Raw genomic sequence first — 18,077 nt, forward strand, 5'->3', positions numbered from 1 at the left:
GCTATATCTACGCCGATACAACGCATAACGCTTACAGAATCGAAGGGAAATGGCAATGGGTAGTAGCAACTAGGAACAACGATGGGCGTATTGGTCATACAGAGCGGCGCCGCCCGAATTCGAAAAAGTGCCGGCCGCGTGAGCGTTCGCAACGGCGCGTTGAATCACGGCCGGGTTCGGGAACGCAGTAATACTGGTAGCATCCACCCTCAGCCCGCACCCCGCCTTCCGGCAAGACAATGACAGACTCAACCGACCGCACCGTCTCGCTCGGCCCGCTTCCCTATGTCGTGGCCGCGACGTTCTTCATGGAGTATCTCGACACCACGATCATCGCGACCGCGCTGCCGCAGATGGCGCATTCGTTCAGTACGAGCCCCAATGCGCTGAGTCTCGGCATGAGCGCCTACATGATCGCGCTCGCCATCTTCATTCCCGCAAGCGGCTGGGTGGCGGACCGCTTCGGCTCGCGCAGCGTGTTTTTCAGCGCGATCGTGACCTTCACGCTGGCGTCCTTGCTCTGCGGCATTTCGCAAAACGTGGAGCAGTTCACGGCGGCCCGGGTTCTGCAAGGCATCGGCGGCGCGTTGATGGTGCCGGTCGGCCGCTTGACAGTGGTGCGCAGCGTCGACAAGAAGCAGTTGATGCAGGCCATCTCTACCATCACGTGGCCGGGCATCGTCGCGCCGGTGGTCGGGCCGCCCATCGGCGGCTTCATCACCACGTATGCATCATGGCGCTGGATCTTCCTGCTCAATCTTCCGGTGTGCCTCGTCGTATTGCTAGCCGTGCTGAAGTGGGTGCCGAATCTGCGCAGCGGCGAACGCCGGCCGTTCGATGTCACCGGGCTCATCCTGAGCGGCCTGTCGCTCACCGCCATCCTTTATGGCGCCGATATGGCAAGTCAGCCGGATACCAATCCGTGGGTCGGACTGGCCGTGGTCGCGGTTGGTCTCGTCATCGGCGTGATCGCTTATCGGCATGCGCTCGTCGCGCGGCATCCGCTCATCGACGTGACGACGCTGCGTATCCCCACGTTCTCGGTGACCGTGGTGACAGGCACGTTTACGCGTATCGGCATCGGCGCCGTGCCTTATCTCATGCCGCTTCTGTTTCAGATCGGCTTCGGGCTGTCCGCGTTCAAGTCGGGCTTGTTACTGCTTGCAAGCGCTCTGGGCAATCTCGGCATGAAGGCGCTCACGACCGGCATCCTCAAGCGCCACGGCTTCAGGAACGTGGCGATCATCAACTGTGCGGTATGCGGCGCGTTCACCATTGCATGCGGTCTGCTCACGCCGGCGTCGCCGCTCGTACTCACGCTGCTCGTGATCTTCGTTTATGGCGTGACGCGCTCGATGCAGTTCACCTCGCTCGCCACGCTCGCTTACGCCGATGTACCGACGCAGCAAATGAGCGCCGCCAACACGATGTGGAACGCGGCGATGCAAATGAGCATCGGGCTCGGCATTGCATTCGGCGCGTTGGCGTTGCGCACGGCATCGGCTTATCACGGCAAGGACGGCGCGCACGCGCACACCTTCACACTCGACGACTTCCGTCTTGCGTTTCTCGCTGCGGGCGTGGTGACGCTCGTGTCGATCTACGGCTACGTGAAGCTCTCGCGGGATGCCGGGCACAAACTCAGCGGCGCATCACGATGAAGCCCGCCGCATGAGCAGCGATAAAAAAACGCCCGCGACGGACCCGTCGCGGGCGTGTTCCATGGCGGGTCATTGACGACTCTCTGCCTACCGGAGAAACACCGCGCGTCAGGAACGGGGTGTCTCTGACACGACCCTCGGTGATGTCCCACAGTATGGGTCTAATAAACGCAATGACATAGGTGAATGCCCGCGCTGACGGTCGGATACGGCACCGTTCGCCACGAATTAGATGTCGTCCTCCATTCGCCCCGATGATTGCAACGCCGTAAGAGCCTGAATGATCGCGAGATGCGTCAACCCTTGGGGCAAGTTCCCGAGGTACTCGCCGGTTTGCGGGTCCGCCATCTCAGGGTAGATTCCGACGCCATGCGCGAGCGCTTCGATGACCGCATCGAAGGCCTTCGTCGCGCGGTCTTTCTGTCCCAGCAACGCGCGAGCTTCGATCTGCCAGAACGTGCACGCGAGAAAGCACCCTTCTTCTTCGGAAGCACGGCTGTATCGATAGTGATATGCGCCTTCGCCCAGTTCGCGTTGAATGGCGTCGAGCGTACGTTCGGCGCGTTCCTTGCCGTCGTAGCGAAAGCGTGTGGCGAGCGCCATGGACGCGTCGAGCTTGTCGCTGCCCGGATACATCACATATGCGCCCTTCTCTTCGGACCAGCCATGTTCGTCGATCCATTGCTCGATGCGATCGCGCTCACGCGCCCATCTATCGCGGCATGTGGTCGGCAACTGCCCGCTATCGGCCAGTTCGACCGCACGCGCGAGCGCTTCCCACGCGCTGAGTTTGGACATCGTGTAATGCTGCGCCTCTTCGAGTTCCCAAATGCCCGCGTCCTTGAGACGCCAGCGGTCGGCGCATTGATCCGCGAGACGCGAGAGCGTCTGAGCGCTCTGTGAATCGAGGATATTCCCCGCGCGCACGAAAACCGCGGCCGTTCCGAAAATATCGCCGTAAATGCCGTGCTGATGCTGATTGGTCGCGGCATTGCCTGTGATGACCGGCGCAGAATTCATGTAACCGGGAAGGCCGGTCTCGTGCACATCCGCGACGACGTCGCCCGACAATGAAAACAACACGCGCGCGCCTTGCGTCTCGATCCGCTTCAGCAGCCACGTAAAGGCCGCCTTCGCTTCTTCCTGCGCATTCATGCGCAAAAACGCCTTGATGGTGTAGCCCGCGTCGCGTATCCAGGCGTAGCGATAGTCGAAGTTCTTCTTGCCGCCAATCCGCTCGGGCAATGATGTAGTCGCGGCCGCTGCAATCGCGCCGCTCGGCGAAAAAAGCAAGAGCTTGAGCGCAAGCGCGCTGCGAATCAGAAGCGGCCGATACGGCCCGTCATAGCGCAGCTTCGTGGTCCACTCGCGCCATTCGTTGTCGGACTTGTCGATGCGCCTGTCGATATCCTCGATTGGCGGCACGACGAGCGGCTCGTCTTCGCCCGCGATGATCGCCACGGTCTCGCGCTGTCCCTCACGCACGACCACATGCGCGACGACACCGGCATCCGCGCGTTCGTCGACGACCACACCTTCGCTATGCAGAAAGAGCCCCAACACGCGGCCCGCATGAAACACCGCGCGTTTGCCGATCATCGAACAATACGGATTGATCGTATCGTCCTGACGCCCGAAGACGATGCGCAAGTCGAATCGCATCTCGCCCTCGATGCCTTCAATGCGCCGTGCTAGCTCGGCCCAGGGGAGTCTGCCCGCGCCGCCGCTGTTGTGCGACTCGACCAGCTTCGCACGGCCCGACGCGGTGGTGAAGACGGTCTCGAGCACGTTGCTGTCGTCGCGATAACGCCGCTTGACTTCGAAGGGTTCGGCGGGCGTAATGGCGAAAAAACCGCCTGTTTGCGGGTTCAGCAACCGGTCGAAAAGCGGCGGCGAGTCGATGCTCGGTACGCACCACCAGTCGATCGATCCATCCGCTCCGCTCAACGCAACGGAGCGGCCATCGCCTAACGCGCCGTAGGCATCGAGCGGCAGAAAGCCATCGGCGTCACGTCGAGTCTTCTCTTTGCGCGAATTCAATTTTTAGGCACCTTGTCGATGCCTTCGGCCGGATTGCTCGTGTTCACGAGTTCCGGCGACTTCACGGCGCGCAGCGTCTGCAACTGCGCGGACGTGTCGATACGCCGTGTGCGCACGAACGGATCGAGCTTGACCGGTCCACCGGTTTCAAGTGCCTTGACGATGCCTTCGATCACGCGCACATCGGCGAAACCTTCTTCCGCGTCGGGCTCCGGATGCGTGTCGTTCAAGATGCACTCCGAGAAGTACTTCATCTCGCCGCCGAAGTGGTCCGTGTTCTTGAACGAATGATTCTCTTCGTCCTGGCCAATTGTCACGGCCTGTTCGAGCGGCTTGCCGTACGTATAGCACGGCTGCATTGCGATGCTTCCCTTCGTGCCGACAGCAAAGAACGACTCCATTGCGTTGGCCGCATACGACACGACGAACTGCGCGAGCCGGTCGCCGGGAAATTTCAGCGTGACCGCGACGGTGTCGTCGAAATCGCCGAGACCGGCTTCCGGATGCCGCACGCCGACAGCCGAAACGACCTCGGTCGGCTCGTCCTCGAACACGTAGCGCGCGGCGTTGAGCGGATACGGTCCCATGTCGAAGATCGGGCCCGCCGTGATGCCGCTCGTCGCGCGATGGTTTGCCGGGTCCACCTTCTGCACGAACGTGGACGTGAAAAGAATGATGTCGCCGAGTTCTCCCGAACGAATGCGTTCGATGGTCGACAACGTGCCGGGTTCGAAATGCAAACGGTAAGCGACCATCAGTTTCGCCGTCGATGCCTTCGCGGCTTCGATTATCGCCTGACATTGCTGCGTGGACACTTCCAGCGGCTTTTCGACGAGCACATGCACGCCCGCTTTCAGCGCCGGAATGACGAACTCCGCATGGCGCCAGTTCGGCGTGGCAAGGTAGATGGCGTCGACGTTGCCGGAGGCGAGCATCTCATCGAATTGCTCATAGCCATAGGTGTGCGCTACATCGTATTGCTCGCTCAATTTGCGCGCCTTCTCGGGATCGCTCGTAACGAGCGCGGTGATCTCCGAGTTATCCGTGTGACTCACGCCGGGCATCATCGCTTCCTGCGAGATGTCGCCCAAACCTACGATCGCATAGCGGACTTTCTCGCTCGAACCCAAACCTACTGCGGACAAAATACTCATCGTTGCGCCTCTTTTGGAGAGTGACGGTGACGGACAGGCATGCGCCCGAACGCCGGCCGTGAGACCCAAGGAAGGCGCAACTTTTGTTCCAAGGGGTTAATTTCGTGCGACGGTTACGAACGGCCAGTCAATCCGCGGCCGGCTTCATGAGCAACGTCAACACCGACTCGACCGCGAGCATCCGCTGCTTCTTGCGTGTCGACTTTTTGGCGAAGTCGACATCGAACAGTGTGCCGAACGTATGCCGGTTCGACACGCGATAGATGCACAGCGCGCTGATCAGATAGTGCAAATCCACCGCGCCGATGTCGCGTCGGAACGTGCCCGCCGCAATGCCGCGATGGAGAATGTTCGTCAGCGTTTCGAGCACCGGACGATTCGTCGCCTTGATGGTCGGCGACTTCTTCAGGAACGTGGCGTTGTGTATGTTCTCGATGCTGATGATGCGGCTGAACACCTGATTATTCTCGTGAAACTCGAACGTGTTCTCGATATAGCGTGAGAGCAACTGCTCGGCCGGACTTTCTTGATCGAGACGCGTGGCTTCCTCGGCATCGCGGATCAACGAATAAACGTGCTCAAGCACCGCGAGATAGAGCCCGTCCTTGTTCGTGAAGTAGTAGTAGATCATCGCTTTCGATACGCGCATGCGCTCGGCAATCGCGTCCACGCGCGCGCCCGTGTAGCCGTGCAGCGCGAACTCTTCCGTGGCGATTTGCAGAATCTCGGCGCGCGTGCGCACAGCGGCCAGATCGCGCTGATTCGTCCGCTTCGGCTCGGGCGCGGGAACGGGTTCGTAGGTATCGGATGGCATCGGGTCGTTCAAGTAGATGGCTGGCGACTGGGGTTATCCCCAAGTGTCCATGTTTCTCCATCGATTAATCTACCACCACCGATTTAACGAACCTACTAGTTAGTCAGTGAAATCGAGGAACGAACGAGACATCGGAGGCGGCAATGAGAGTCTGCGTGACGGGCGGCAATGGCTTTATCGGTGCGTGGCTGGTCAGACGCCTGCTCGCCGAAGGACAAACGGTGCGTGTGTTCGACCTGAATCCGCCGGGCAAGCTGATTCGTGTGCTGCTAGGTGCATCGCTTGAACGCGTGGAATGGTTGCAAGGCGATATCGGCAATACCCGCGCGGTCGATCAGGCGCTCGCGGCTTGCGATGCCGTCGCGCATTTCGCCGGCGTGCTCACGCCCTTCTGCCAGAACGATCCGGTGCGCGGCGCGACCATCAACGTGATCGGCACGCTGAACGTCTTCGAGGCCGCGAAGAAGCACGGCATCGCGCGCGTGGTCTACACGAGTTCGGCGGGCGTCTACGGACCGAAGCACGCGGCGTATCCCGAACCGACCACGCACTACGGCGCATTCAAGCTCGCCACGGAAGGCTGCGCGCGTAGCTATTGGTACAACGCCGGTCCGGACGGACGCGCGGTGGCCAGCGTGGGCTTTCGTCCATTCGTGGTCTACGGTCCGGGGCGCGAAGACGGCGCAAGCGCGGGCGTGAGTCTCGCGTGCCAGGCGGCGGCGCGCGGCGAGCTCTACACGATTCCCTTCACCGGCCGCACCGGCATGATCCATGTCGACGATGTCGTCGGAGCCTTCTGGGCCGCCCTCACGCGCGTGGTCGAAGGCGCGCATGTCTTCAATCTATGCGGCGACGTGCAAAGCACCGATGCGCTCATCGAAGAGATCGGCAGGCAAGTGCCCGGCGCGCGTCTTTCCGCTAGCGGCCCGCCGTTGCCGATTGTCGCGGACCTTCCGCCCGACGACTTGAACCGCGTGCTTCCCGGCTTGCCCGTGACCTTGCTCGCGGATGGCGTCGCGCGCTCGCTCGCGTTTTTCGCCAAGCATGACACGCTCGAAGACGGCGCTGAAAGCGCCCAGGACATTCAACCCATCAGCCTGAACGCCTGACGCCATGACGCATTTGCTCTCCCTTGCGCACCTGACCCTGATCGAACTCACGCCACCGGAAATGATCGAGGCCGCCAGCGCGGCGGGCTTTCGTTCGGTGAATCTGCGGCTTGCGCCCGTGGCGCCCGGCGAGCATCAGCATCCGATGATCGGCGCCACGCTCACGCCGATGATGCGCGAGACCCTCGCCCGCATGCGCGATCTGAACGTATCCGTGCACGATGTCGAAATCGTGCGCCTGCTGCCCGATACCGACATCGACGCGCACGAGCCCTTGCTTGCGGCGGCCGCCGAACTCGGCGCGCGTCACATGCTGGTTGCGGGCGACAGTCCGGACGAAGCGGCCATCGCGGATCGCTATGCGCGACTCTTCGAACTCGGCGCACGTCATGGCATTGGCATGGGGCTCGAATTCATGCCATGGACAGGCATCAAGAACATGGCGTCCGCGCGTCGCGTGCTGGCGCTTGCGGGCACCGGCTCGATCATCGTCGATTCCATGCACGTCGATCGTTCGGGTGGCAGCGCGGAGGAAATCGCAGCATTGCCCGCGAACCAGCTCGCGTATTTTCAGTTATGCGATGCGCCGCGCGAACGTCCGACGACCGACGCCGAACTCATCTTCCAGGCGCGGCAGGCGCGCTTGCCACCGGGCGATGGCGGTATCGATCTGCGCTCGATGGTCCGCGCGCTGCCGCCCGACACCGTGATATCCGTCGAGATTCCGATGCACGGCTTGCCGAATCTCGCGCCGCCCGTGGAGCGTGCGCGTGCGTTGCGCCGTGCAAGCGAAGCGCTCATCGCCGAAGCCGCGGCTGCGGGTCCGCTTGCCGGCAGGCGCGCAAATGTGACGAGTTACTGAGGCCACATGTCGACGCAATGGGATCGAGAAGCGGACTTCGTGATCGTCGGTGGCGGCAGCGCGGGTTGCGTTTTGGCGAACCGGTTATCGGCGAGCGGCGCGCATCGCGTGCTTCTCATCGAAGCCGGCCCGCGCGACCGTCATCCGATGATCCATATTCCTGCTGGCTTTCTTTCGCTGATCGAGCATCCGGTTCTGAGCTGGCGTTATCGGTCGGCGCCGCAGCCGCACATGGATTCGCGCGTGATCGCTTATCCGCAGGGGCGCATGCTCGGCGGCACCGGGTCGATGAACGGCATGCTCTATGTGCGTTCGGCCAGAGCCGAACATGCGCGTTGGGTTGATGAAGGTTGCGCGGGCTGGTCCTTCGACGACATCCTGCCCATCTACGAACAGATGGAGAATGCGGGCGGTGCGAGCCCGGCGAACGTCTTGCCGGTGAATGATTTCATGGAGACGCATCCGCTCAGTCAGGCGTTTCTCGATGCGTGCGGCCAGACTGGAATGACGGTCCGTGCAAGTCATAACGGCGTCGAGCGCGAAGGCGCGGCGCCGTTTCAGCAGAATCGCGCGGGACGGTTTCGCGCGGGGCCGGCGCAGACGTATCTTCGGGGTATCGGCAAACGGGCGAATTTCGGGTCGATGACCGACACGCTTGCAGAACGCATTCTCTTCGATGGCACGCATGCGGTTGGCGTGCAGGTGTCGCAAGCGGGACGCACGATCAAGGTTCGCGCGCGTGCCGAGGTGATCGTGGCGTGCGGAGCGATCCGCTCGCCGCATCTATTGCAGTTGTCGGGCATCGGGCCGGGCTCGCTGATGCAGAAGCTCGGCGTGAACGTCGTGCACGAGAGCGACAATGTCGGCGAGAATCTGCGCGATCACTATTCCGTGCGTGTCACTCAACGCGTGCGCGGCCAGTCGACCTTCAACGAACGCACGCATGGCGTCGCGCTTTTCAAGGAACTGTCGCGCTATGTGGCGGGAAAGGGCCTGCTCACGTGCGGCGCAAGCACGTGCGCCGCGTTTGCCCGCAGCAGCGCTGAAGCCAACGCGCCCGATCTGCAACTGAGCTTCGCGCCCGCGAGCTTCGAGCCGGGCACGTATGCGCTCGAACGCGAGCCGGGCATGACACTCGCCATCTATCAGTCGTACCCGCATAGCAAGGGCAGCGTGCACGCCGCTTCGACCGATGCTCACGCGGCGCCCGTCATCTCTCCACGCTACCTCACGGATTCGCGCGATCAAGCGGCCGTCGTCGCGGGCCTCAAACTTGGCCGCAAGATTTTTTCGATGACCGCGCTTGCGCGATACATCGAGCACGAGACGCTGCCGGGCGATAACGTCATCGCCGACGATGCGCTCCTCGACTATGCGTTGGCTCGTGGTGTGTCGGGGTATCACTTGGTCGGCACGTGTCGAATGGGCGGCGGCGAAGATTCCGTGGTCGATCCCCGGCTTCGCGTGCGCGGCGTGCAAGGCTTGCGCGTGATCGATGCATCCGTTCTGCCCGGTTGCACGTCCGGCAATTCGAATGCGCCGACGATCATGGTGGCGGAGAAAGGCGCGCGGATGTTGATGGAGGATGTGGGCGAATCGAGATGACGACACTGACTATCGTCAATCTGTGACGTCATCGACGAAATGGGCCACGGGATGCCTGAAGCTGGCTAACGATCGAACATCGATGCATGAGATAGGCGTCGCATGGGGGCTGGCTTCACGGCTTTCATGCTGAAAAAGCTCCTCACTTGATGCCGGCCTGCTCTATGCGAATTGAAAGCCTGCGGCACGCTGTTTGCTGCCTCAAAAGCAAGCAGGCGGCATTCGTCTGTTTCCATATTCCAATCCCTTAAAGGAGACGGATCATGAGCAAAGCAATCAGCACTTTAGTCGCGGCCGTCGCCGCACTCACCCTGTCGGCCGGCGCTTTCGCGCAGTCGGCAGGCGGTTCGAACGGTGGCGCGGGTTCTTCCGGGAGCACGGCCAGCCCGGCGAATCAGGTGAACCGCGCAACGGGCGGCTACGGCACGCCGGGCGTGACGAACTCGGACAGCGGCATGGGCGCTCGTGCGCCGAATTCGGGGCTTCCTAGCGGCACGAACGGCACTTCGACGTCGGCCACGAGCGCACCGAAGACCAATAACACGCTGGCTACCCCGAGCGTGGTTTCGCCGGCAGCGGGTCAATAACCTGGCGTGAAGATAGCGGCGAGACAGCATCGTGCGCCGCGTGAAAAGGCCGCTTTCCTCAGGGAATGCGGCCTTTTTCGTTTGATCACGCGAAAAGCGATTTCCAGTAATCGGAAAAACATTTCAGCAACCGTGTAAAAATTTTAGTGCCGGTCATTGGGCTGGAGACAGGCTTCCAAAGCACTTAGGAAATTCATGTTCCTTGCCGATATACAGGCATGAAACCCAACGACCCATTTCCCACCGGATCATACGAACTGCGCTTGACGGACGCCGACCTGGCGCACTTGCGCATCGTCATTCCGGACGAAGTGCGCGATCGAAACCGCGTGCTGCCGCTTGCATACTGGCGGCGGCGTGTCATGCAGATTTTGGAAACGAGGCATCTGGTGCCCGCGCAACTGGCCGTCGCGTCAGCCCTGCTCGCGCAGATCGATTCGGCTGTCGAGACTGAAACGCCGCTTGCGAAGGCGAGTTGAACGCTCACACGCCTCACACGCTTCACACCGAAACGCTGCCACACAGTGTTGTCGATGGATGACACTATGCTCCGCTCTACTCTCCCCCTTTCCGCTTGAAAGCCAAGCCCGGACTACATCGGCATATCTTATGCATTCACTTCGGTAATCCTGAACAGACCGCACTGCCTCATAACAACGACCATGGCATCGGAAACCGAACTGGAAGACTGGCGCCGCGCCGCACAAAAGCTGGAACTGGCCGTGGCGAGCGCCGTGGTGGGACAGCGTGAAACCATCCATCTAATCAAGATTGCGCTCTTCGCTCGCGGGCACGTGTTGCTCGAAGGCGGCGTCGGCGTTGGCAAGACGACCTTGCTGCGCGCCTTCGCTCGCGCGACCGGCGGCGACTTCGAACGGATCGAAGGCACCATCGACCTGATGCCGGGCGATCTCATCTATCACACCTTCGTCGAGGCCGACGGCAAACCGCGCATCGATCCCGGTCCGCTCTTGCGGCACGGCGAAGGTCTGACCACGTTCTTTTTCAACGAGATCAACCGGTCGCGCCCGCAGGTTCAATCGCTCCTGCTTCGGGCGATGGCCGAGCGTTCCGTCTCCGCCTTCGGCCGCGAATATCGCTTTCCGCATATGACGGTGTTCGCGGACCGCAACAAGGTGGAGAAGGACGAGACCTTCGAACTGGCTTCCGCCGCGCGCGACCGCTTCCTGTTCGAACTGAACATGCCGACGCCTTCGGACACCGATGTGCGTCGCGCGCTCGTTTTCGATCCTGCGTTCCATGACGCCGATGCGCTCATCGAAAGCGTCCCGTCCGCCGTGATCGATTCGACGCGTCTCAACGATATCGGCGCGGCGATCCAGCGTAGCGTGACGCTCAGTCCGAGCATGGAAAGCTACATCCTGAAGATCTGGGAGGCGACGGAAACGCCTCAGCGCTTCGACATTCAACTGGATGGCGTCGACATGGAGCGGCTGATCCTTGCCGGCGCAAGTCCGCGTGGCATGAGCGCGCTGGTGCGCGCCGTGCGCGTGAACGCCTGGCTCGACGGCCGTCTGCACGCCATTCCCGAAGACGTTCATACGGTGCTGCTGCCCGCGCTCGGTCATCGCGTGTTCTTTACGCCCGTCTATGAGATGCGTCGGCAGGAACTCGCCGAGGCATTGACCGCGACGATCATGCGGAAAATCGCGGTGCCGTGATGCCATGAAGAACCCAGTCGAATTCCACTATCGGCTGCCGGGGCGCGCCAGCGGATTCCGGCCCGGCTCGCATCCCGGCACGAGTTTCGGCGCGGGGCAGGAATTCGCGATGCACGCGCGTCTCTTCGATCATCCCGACCCGCGACGCCTCGACTTGCGCGCAAGCCAGCGCTCCGTTCCGCCGCAGTGGCTCGTGCGTCTGCATTTGCAGCGGGTCGCGGTGCCGGTGCAAGTCGTGGTGGACGTATCGGCATCGATGCTCTTCGGCGCAGAACGTTCGAAGCTCGATCTGGCCGCCGATTTCGTCGAAGCACTCGGCTATAGCGCGTTTCGCGCGGGCGATCAGGTCGGCATGCTCGCGTTCGACGAGCAGGAGCGCGAAGACCTCTTCATGCCTGCGCGACACGGACGCGGCATCGGCGACGACATGGCGGCGCTGCTGCGCGGTTTCGAAGGGGCATCGCACGCCACGCCAGAAAACGCCGGGCTGGAGCGCGCACTCGAACGTCTTGCCGGGCGTCGCGGTCTCGTCTTTCTGGTCTCGGATTTTCATTGGCCGCTCGACCGTATCGACACGGCGCTGGATCGTCTCGTCAGCGCGCAAGTCGTGCCGATGGTCATCTGGGATACGGCCGAAATCGAGCCGCCTGCGCAAGGCCGATTTCTCTCGGTCCGCGATCTGGAGACCGGCAGAAACCGCACGCTTTGGCTGCGTGCTCGCGTGGTTCGGCAATGGCGCGATAACGTCGCCAAGCGGCGCCACGATTTGAAGACGGCCTTCGGCAGACGCGGCGCGTATCCCTTCTTTGTCGAAGGCGCCTTCAATGCCGAAGCCCTCTCGCGCCACTTCCTGGAAACGTCCGCATGATGCGCGGCAACCGGGCGATGATCCTCGCGTTCATGCTGATCGTCTTCGGTCTGATCGGCATAAAACCGGCGCGAGCCGAACAGACGGTCAACGCAACGGTCGAGCAGCCGCGCGCCTTCGGCCACGTTCTCGGCGATGTCTTGACGCAGCGCGTCCTCTTGAGCACCGACGGCCACGATGTCGCCTTGCCATCGGCCGGGCGCGTGGGCGTGTGGTTCGAGCGCCGTGCGTCGCGAATCGTCAAGGACACGCAGGGCCGCTCGTGGCTGGTGCTCGAATATCAGATAACCAACGCGGCGCAGGCTCTCACGAACATCGAACTGCCCGCGCTCGAATTGAGGCCGGCTGCGGGCGCGGTGCTGCGCGTGCCTGCATGGCCGATCAGCGTCGGGCCGCTGACGCCGCGCGCCTCGTTTCGCGCGGGCGATCTGCAAGCGCTCAGGCCCGATCGGCTCGTCATTCCCGTGGATGATCCGGCGGTTCATCGGCGCATGATCGTCATGCTTGCGTTACTGCTCGTCACGCTCGCAAGCTGGGCCGCGTGGTGGTGGTGGTCGAGCCGCCGCGATGCAAGGCAACGTCCGTTCGCTCGCGCATGGCGGCTTATACGCACCGATGCCGATGCGAACGACGATGCCTGGGTTCACGTGCATCGCGCGCTCGACGAAACGGCCGGGCAAGTCGTGCATGCGGCATCGCTACCGACGTTGTTCGTGCGCGCGCCGTATCTGCAATCGATGAAGCCGCGACTCGAAGAGTTCTACACGCGCTCGCAGGAACGCTTCTTTGTCCGCGATGCCGCTCCCGCGCCGTTCGACTTGCGTGACTTCGCGCGTGCGCTGTATCGGGCCGAGCGAGGGCAATGACCTCATGCCCATCGACTTTCTCCGGCCCTGGCTGCTGCTCATGCTGCCACTCGCGCTCTTGCCGCTGTTGCCGAGACCGAGCGAGGCGTTCGCTTTCTCGTCGGTGAACTGGCTGCCAGCGGATACTGTCGGCGCGACCGTCGAACACCTGCGGCGTGCGTGCGCGGTGCTCGCGATGCTGGCCATCATCATCGGTCTCGCGGGACCGGGACGTTCACATCTGCACGTCTTGCGCACGAGCACGGCGGCCGACATTCTCATTTTGATGGACCGTAGCGCGAGCATGGACTCGGTGATGTCGAAGACGCCTGTCTCCGAACCGAGCGGCCAGTCCAAGAACGCGGTGGCTCGCCACTCGCTCGAACGCTTCGTCGCCGAGCGACCCGACGACCGTTTTGCCTTTCTAATGTTCGGCATCAGCCCGGTTCTTGCCGTACCGTTCACGTCGAATCACGAGATCATCACGCAGGCGATCTCAGGCACGGGAATAGGCCGCGGCATGCCGGATACGAAGCTCGATCGCGGGCTCATCGCGGCGATCAAACAGTTCGATGGCAGGCAATACGCGGGCCGTCGCGCCATCGTGCTGGTGTCCGATGGCGGCGCGCATCTCGATGCCGCTGCACGCGCGGCGATCAGCGAGGGCCTTGCGCGCAATCAGATCGCGCTTTACTTCGTGTATCTGCGCAGCGGCGTCTACAGCCCCGATCTGACGAAGATGGCGCCCGCCGACGACGCCTCGGCCGAAGCTGAACTGCATCGCTATTTTCAGACGCTGGGCTCGCCGTATCGGCTGTATCAGGCGGAGGACGCGGGCGCAATGGCCGCCGCCATGTCGGAGATCAACAAGCAGCACAACGCGGTCGTATCTTTCGACGAGCGCTTGCCGCGGCAAGACGAAAGCGCGTTGTGCTATGCCGCCGCATTGCTCGGTTGCGCGGCGTTGCTTGCGCTGCGCGCGGTTCAGGTACGGAGCTGGTCATGAAGCGATTGGCCGTTCATCTTGCCTTCGGCGGCGCAACGCTCGTGTTTGCAGCAGTCGCGCTCTTCGACTTGGCGACATTGCAGCATGCGCATGCTGTCGCGCGCGCGGTGTCGGCGGTAAGCGCCAAAGGCGCGCAGCCGCAGTCACTGGACGATGCCGCCCAAGTTCGGCTGGCGCGTGCGGTCGTATCGTCGAAGGCAGGCGACTATGCGGGCGCGCAGAAGCTTTACGACTCCGTGCTCGTGCAGGACCACGATGCCGCGTTGCAGACGGCCGCGCTATTCGATCTTGCCAACATGTCGTTGCGTCAGGCGGCCGGTCCCGATGCGGGCGGTCCTGTTCGCTCGCTGCCGTTGCTCGAACAAGCCAAGGAACGCTATCGCTCTGCGCTGCGGCTCACGCCCGACGACTGGGACGCGCGTTATAACCTCGAACGCGCGTTGTGGCTCGCGCCCGAGGGCCAGACGAGCGACGAAGAGCGCGACTACAAGCATCAGGCCACGGTGAAGGCGCGTGGCGCGCAAAGCGAGGATCTGCCATGAAGGCAGTCGCGGCGACACTTGCGTTCCTTCGGCGGCGACACTGGACCACGGTAGCCGCCGTGCCGTTGCTGCTTGCCGCCGTCTGGATGCCCGGCGTGATGTTCCAACGCGACGTGTTCAGCTATATCGTCACTTTCGATATCACGCAGAGCATGAGCGTCGAGGACGTGGGTGTCGTCGGCGGCGCGCCGATCAGCAGACTGGACTTCGCGCGGGCCGCGATGCGCGAAAGCATCGAGCATTTGCCGTGCGGCTCGAAGATAGGCTGGAGCATCTTCACAGGCCAGAGCACCTTGCTTCTGGTGCCGCCCGTCGAGGTGTGCGGCAACTTCGATGCGTTGCTTGCCTCGCTTGCTGGTATCGATGGCACGATGCGCTGGACCAACTGGAGTCGAGTAGCCGAAGGCGGTATCTTCGCGGCTGTGCGTACGGCGCGCAGTATCGGGCAAGACGCCAGTGTTCTCATGATCACGGACGGCCAGGAAGCACCGCCCATTCTTCCCGGCGATCAGCGCGTGCGCGACATTCCACGCTCGCAACTCAAGGGTTGGCTTATCGGCATAGGCGGCGATCAGCCCGCGCCCATCCCGCGAACGGATAAAGACGGCAATCGTATCGGCTACTGGCGCGCCGATGAAGTCATTCAAGTGCCGACACAACCTGGCGCGAGCGTGCAAGTCGAGAGTCACGAGGAGTTGTCGGAATTGCGCGGACGATATCTGGCGTCGATTGCGAAAGAAATCGGCTTCGATTATCGACGTTTGCGGTTGCCGCAGGACTTGCTGATGGCCATGACGGATGCGCGCTTTGCGCATTCGGAACGCGTGCCGACCAAGCTGAATTGGATTCCGGCAGCGCTTGGCTTGCTGTTGCTCGTGTGGCGGTTTTGGCCGGAGCGTTGGGTGAAAGGCATGCGGCGCGCACGACGCTGACTGTAGACGCACGCCGCATGATCGCAACGCCATCTTCAAACCGCGGAACCCTTCCGCTCCTCTTGCCAGCACCGCAAACCGAACAACGGCACGACGCCATACGCGTGATCGAGCATATCCGAGAGCATCGCCTCGTACGGCTCCCAGCGTATCTCGTCGAGATAGAGACAGATTTCCAGCGCGACCACCGGCGCCGCTGTCTGGACATGACGAATCACGAGCGGCATGTCGCGCCGCACCGCCGGATGATCGCGAAGATAAGCGCTCAGATAGCGACGATACAACCCAAGGTTCGTGCGACGCTCGCCTTCGAAAGCGCCCACCGGCAAGCGAATGGCGTCGTGCATTTGCGCGAGCATTGCGTCGTCGGGGAAGCGCACGGTATCGACATCGAAATGAATCGCGTGTTTCAAGCGCCGCCCGCCCGACTCGCTCATGCCGCGCCAGTTCTTCACGCTGTTCGTGAGCAAGAGCTGACTTGGCAGCATCACGATGGTGTTGTCGAAGTTGCGTATCTTGATGGTATTCAACGCGATATCGATGACCGTGCCATCCGCGACGAATCCCGGCACTTCGATCCAGTCGCCCACGCGCAGCATGTCGTAGGCTGCCAACTGGATGCTGGCCACGAAGCCGAGCAACGAGTCACGAAAGATGATGATGAGCAACGCCGTCACCGCGCTGAGGCCGGTAAGCAGATAGACCGGCGAACGCTCGATCAAGAGCGAGACCACGGAGATGAGCGCGACGAGATACACCACGATGGTGGCGATCTGCAGAAAGCTCTTGATTGGCCGCTCGCTCGCAGTTGGAAAGTGACTATAGCGTTCGTCGATGCTGTCGCGCAGTGCCAGCGCGGCGCGCAGCAGCGTGTAGACCATGTAGCAAGCGGCGAGAATGCCCAATGGCCGTCCGAGCACCGCGATAAACGGTATCGTGAGACCAGAGAGCGTCGGCGCCGATGCATAGACGATCGCAGCGGGCACGAGCGGCGCAAGCCGGTGAAACACGCGATGACGCTCGGCGGCGATCAACCACTTGCGCCCTTCGTTGCGCGTCAGCCGGCTGACGATCATGAGCATGATCCAGCGCGTGAGGTAGTAGCAGATCGCGCTCGCCAGCAAAATGGCGAGCAGCAAGGCGGCCACGAGCATGACCGCGACCAGCCAGCTATCCGTGTAGACGTGGAACTGCCAGTCTGGTCCCCTTTCGACACGCAGCATATTCTCGAACATGCACTCTCCGGAACAGGCGAACCGATGTTGGGCAAGAGGCCTTTCGCACGGTGGCTATTTTAGTGGCGGCAACAGCACGGACTTAGCGCGCCAGGCCGCATGAGAAGCGCATGCCCCTATCGTCGAAAGAATGTAGAGGCTAAGAAGCCGCCGACGCCTGTCGCACGATAACCCGATCTGCGCAAGACCTGCTTTTCTTCGATGCCTTGGAAATCTGCGGAGCAGACATGCTCGACAATAGTCCCGCAATAGCGCACAAGCGCTCAGAGACGCTCGATGCGGGAACATCGCGCCAGGGTTGCTGGTTGAGAAATTCGCGTCAATTGCCCGACGAGCGCACGGTGACGGCGAATGCGGCGGGTGTCTCGCCGTTCGTATCGTCAGGCATCGGGTCGAGGCGTTGAACGGCGCGCAATGCCGTTTCGTCCCATTGCGCGTTGCCGCTCGAATGTACGATGGACGCGGACAGCAACGCGCCATTGGGCGCACAGCGCGCGCCGATCACCGTTTCGAGTCCAGCCACGCCATTGGTCCACGCGATATTCGTCCGCACGCGCCGTCCGACGCGCTCGGCGTAGCCAACTGTTGCGACGGGTTCATCCGCCTTTGCCGCAACGCGGGCAACCTGCTCGCCAGAAGAAGCCGCAGCGACGCTCGGCTTGTGCGTCGCCGGTTCACTGACCGACCACTGTATCGACACGACGACGCCAACGGCCAGAAGCCACGCCCAGCCGCGCAGCTTCCCGCGCTTGATAGTCGCATTCGATTCACCGATCGACGAACGCGAACCGACCTCGCCCCAAGCAGCCGATTCCGGAAGCTGTTGCGCAATCGTCACGTCGTAACCGCGCCGCGATTCGGCATCGCTCAGGACGGCGTAGGCGTCGTTGAGCATCTTCATGATTTTTGTCGCGTCCGGACTCGTGTTCCTGTCGGGGTGATAGCGCTGACTCAACGCCTTGTACGCCGCGCGAATGACTTCGGGCGGCGCGTTGTGCGTCACTTTGAGATTGTCGTAATGCGTGTGCGTCTGAGCCATCGCTGACATGCCGTTTTCCTGAGCCTCTCTGGATAACGGCAAGCGCCTGGGGAAACCTTAGCGATGACGGTGTGCGAAAGCGGCGCGCGCGACAGA

At 62.3% G+C, this 18,077-nt stretch carries 17 protein-coding genes; 12 read left to right on the plus strand and 5 right to left on the minus strand.

Going from position 1 to position 18,077, the window contains the following annotated elements; all coding sequences use genetic code 11:
- Window positions 1-239: 239 nt before the first annotated feature.
- The gene (locus tag P9292_RS39625) at window positions 240-1,661 is read left to right on the plus strand and encodes a DHA2 family efflux MFS transporter permease subunit (RefSeq protein WP_250511290.1); all 1,422 of its coding nucleotides are present in this window, start codon (window positions 240-242) and stop codon (window positions 1,659-1,661) included.
- Window positions 1,662-1,889: 228 nt separating this feature from the next.
- On the opposite strand, the gene P9292_RS39630 is transcribed toward P9292_RS39625, so the two are convergent.
- The 3 genes from P9292_RS39630 to P9292_RS39640 form a co-directional block, all read right to left on the minus strand.
- Window positions 1,890-3,701, minus strand: coding sequence for a glycoside hydrolase family 15 protein (locus P9292_RS39630; protein WP_309965088.1), 1,812 nt, complete (start codon window positions 3,699-3,701; stop codon window positions 1,890-1,892).
- Window positions 3,698-4,855 (minus strand): Gfo/Idh/MocA family oxidoreductase, encoded by a 1,158-nt coding sequence (locus P9292_RS39635; RefSeq protein ID WP_309965091.1) that lies wholly within the window; start codon window positions 4,853-4,855, stop codon window positions 3,698-3,700. The genes P9292_RS39630 and P9292_RS39635 overlap by 4 nt, the downstream gene beginning before the upstream one ends.
- 127 nt (window positions 4,856-4,982) lie before the next feature.
- Window positions 4,983-5,669, minus strand: a complete 687-nt coding sequence (locus tag P9292_RS39640; protein ID WP_309965093.1) for a TetR/AcrR family transcriptional regulator — start codon at window positions 5,667-5,669, stop codon at window positions 4,983-4,985.
- 143 nt (window positions 5,670-5,812) lie between these two features.
- Between P9292_RS39640 and P9292_RS39645 the strand changes: the two genes are divergently transcribed.
- From P9292_RS39645 to P9292_RS39695, 11 genes are all read left to right on the plus strand, one after another.
- On the plus strand, window positions 5,813-6,778 hold the full coding sequence (locus P9292_RS39645) for an NAD-dependent epimerase/dehydratase family protein (protein ID WP_309965096.1): 966 nt from the start codon (window positions 5,813-5,815) through the stop codon (window positions 6,776-6,778).
- Between the two features lie 4 nt (window positions 6,779-6,782).
- Window positions 6,783-7,640 carry a TIM barrel protein gene (locus P9292_RS39650; RefSeq protein ID WP_309965099.1) on the plus strand — a complete coding sequence of 286 codons (858 nt, stop codon included), beginning with the start codon at window positions 6,783-6,785 and terminating at the stop codon, window positions 7,638-7,640.
- Between the two features lie 6 nt (window positions 7,641-7,646).
- On the plus strand, window positions 7,647-9,245 hold the full coding sequence (locus P9292_RS39655) for a GMC family oxidoreductase N-terminal domain-containing protein (protein WP_309965102.1): 1,599 nt from the start codon (window positions 7,647-7,649) through the stop codon (window positions 9,243-9,245).
- A 263-nt stretch (window positions 9,246-9,508) separates the two neighbouring features.
- Window positions 9,509-9,832 carry a hypothetical protein gene (locus tag P9292_RS39660; protein WP_244831533.1) on the plus strand — a complete coding sequence of 108 codons (324 nt, stop codon included), beginning with the start codon at window positions 9,509-9,511 and terminating at the stop codon, window positions 9,830-9,832.
- Window positions 9,833-10,050: 218 nt separating this feature from the next.
- Window positions 10,051-10,311, plus strand: coding sequence for a hypothetical protein (locus P9292_RS39665; protein ID WP_244831535.1), 261 nt, complete (start codon window positions 10,051-10,053; stop codon window positions 10,309-10,311).
- 183 nt (window positions 10,312-10,494) lie between these two features.
- Window positions 10,495-11,514, plus strand: a complete 1,020-nt coding sequence (locus P9292_RS39670; protein ID WP_309845922.1) for a MoxR family ATPase — start codon at window positions 10,495-10,497, stop codon at window positions 11,512-11,514.
- 4 nt (window positions 11,515-11,518) lie between these two features.
- Window positions 11,519-12,382 (plus strand): DUF58 domain-containing protein, encoded by an 864-nt coding sequence (locus tag P9292_RS39675; RefSeq protein WP_250528208.1) that lies wholly within the window; start codon window positions 11,519-11,521, stop codon window positions 12,380-12,382.
- The gene (locus P9292_RS39680; RefSeq protein WP_309965104.1) at window positions 12,379-13,248 is read left to right on the plus strand and encodes a hypothetical protein; all 870 of its coding nucleotides are present in this window, start codon (window positions 12,379-12,381) and stop codon (window positions 13,246-13,248) included. Before P9292_RS39675 ends, P9292_RS39680 begins: the two co-directional genes overlap by 4 nt.
- A gap of 4 nt (window positions 13,249-13,252) precedes the next feature.
- Window positions 13,253-14,233 carry a VWA domain-containing protein gene (locus P9292_RS39685; RefSeq protein WP_250469580.1) on the plus strand — a complete coding sequence of 327 codons (981 nt, stop codon included), beginning with the start codon at window positions 13,253-13,255 and terminating at the stop codon, window positions 14,231-14,233.
- Window positions 14,230-14,775, plus strand: a complete 546-nt coding sequence (locus P9292_RS39690; protein WP_250469581.1) for an MxaL protein — start codon at window positions 14,230-14,232, stop codon at window positions 14,773-14,775. Before P9292_RS39685 ends, P9292_RS39690 begins: the two co-directional genes overlap by 4 nt.
- Window positions 14,772-15,707 (plus strand): vWA domain-containing protein, encoded by a 936-nt coding sequence (locus P9292_RS39695; protein ID WP_309965107.1) that lies wholly within the window; start codon window positions 14,772-14,774, stop codon window positions 15,705-15,707. Before P9292_RS39690 ends, P9292_RS39695 begins: the two co-directional genes overlap by 4 nt.
- Window positions 15,708-15,742: 35 nt before the next feature.
- Here the strand turns inward: P9292_RS39695 and P9292_RS39700 are convergent, their stop codons facing one another.
- Window positions 15,743-16,942 carry a mechanosensitive ion channel family protein gene (locus tag P9292_RS39700; RefSeq protein ID WP_250469583.1) on the minus strand — a complete coding sequence of 400 codons (1,200 nt, stop codon included), beginning with the start codon at window positions 16,940-16,942 and terminating at the stop codon, window positions 15,743-15,745.
- Window positions 16,943-17,261: 319 nt separating this feature from the next.
- Window positions 17,262-17,990, minus strand: a complete 729-nt coding sequence (locus tag P9292_RS39705) for a TonB family protein (protein WP_250511302.1) — start codon at window positions 17,988-17,990, stop codon at window positions 17,262-17,264.
- Between the last annotated feature and the right edge of the window lie 87 nt (window positions 17,991-18,077).

Origin of the sequence: Caballeronia sp. LZ001, from assembly GCF_031450875.1 — a bacterium.
Lineage (GTDB): Bacteria > Pseudomonadota > Gammaproteobacteria > Burkholderiales > Burkholderiaceae > Caballeronia.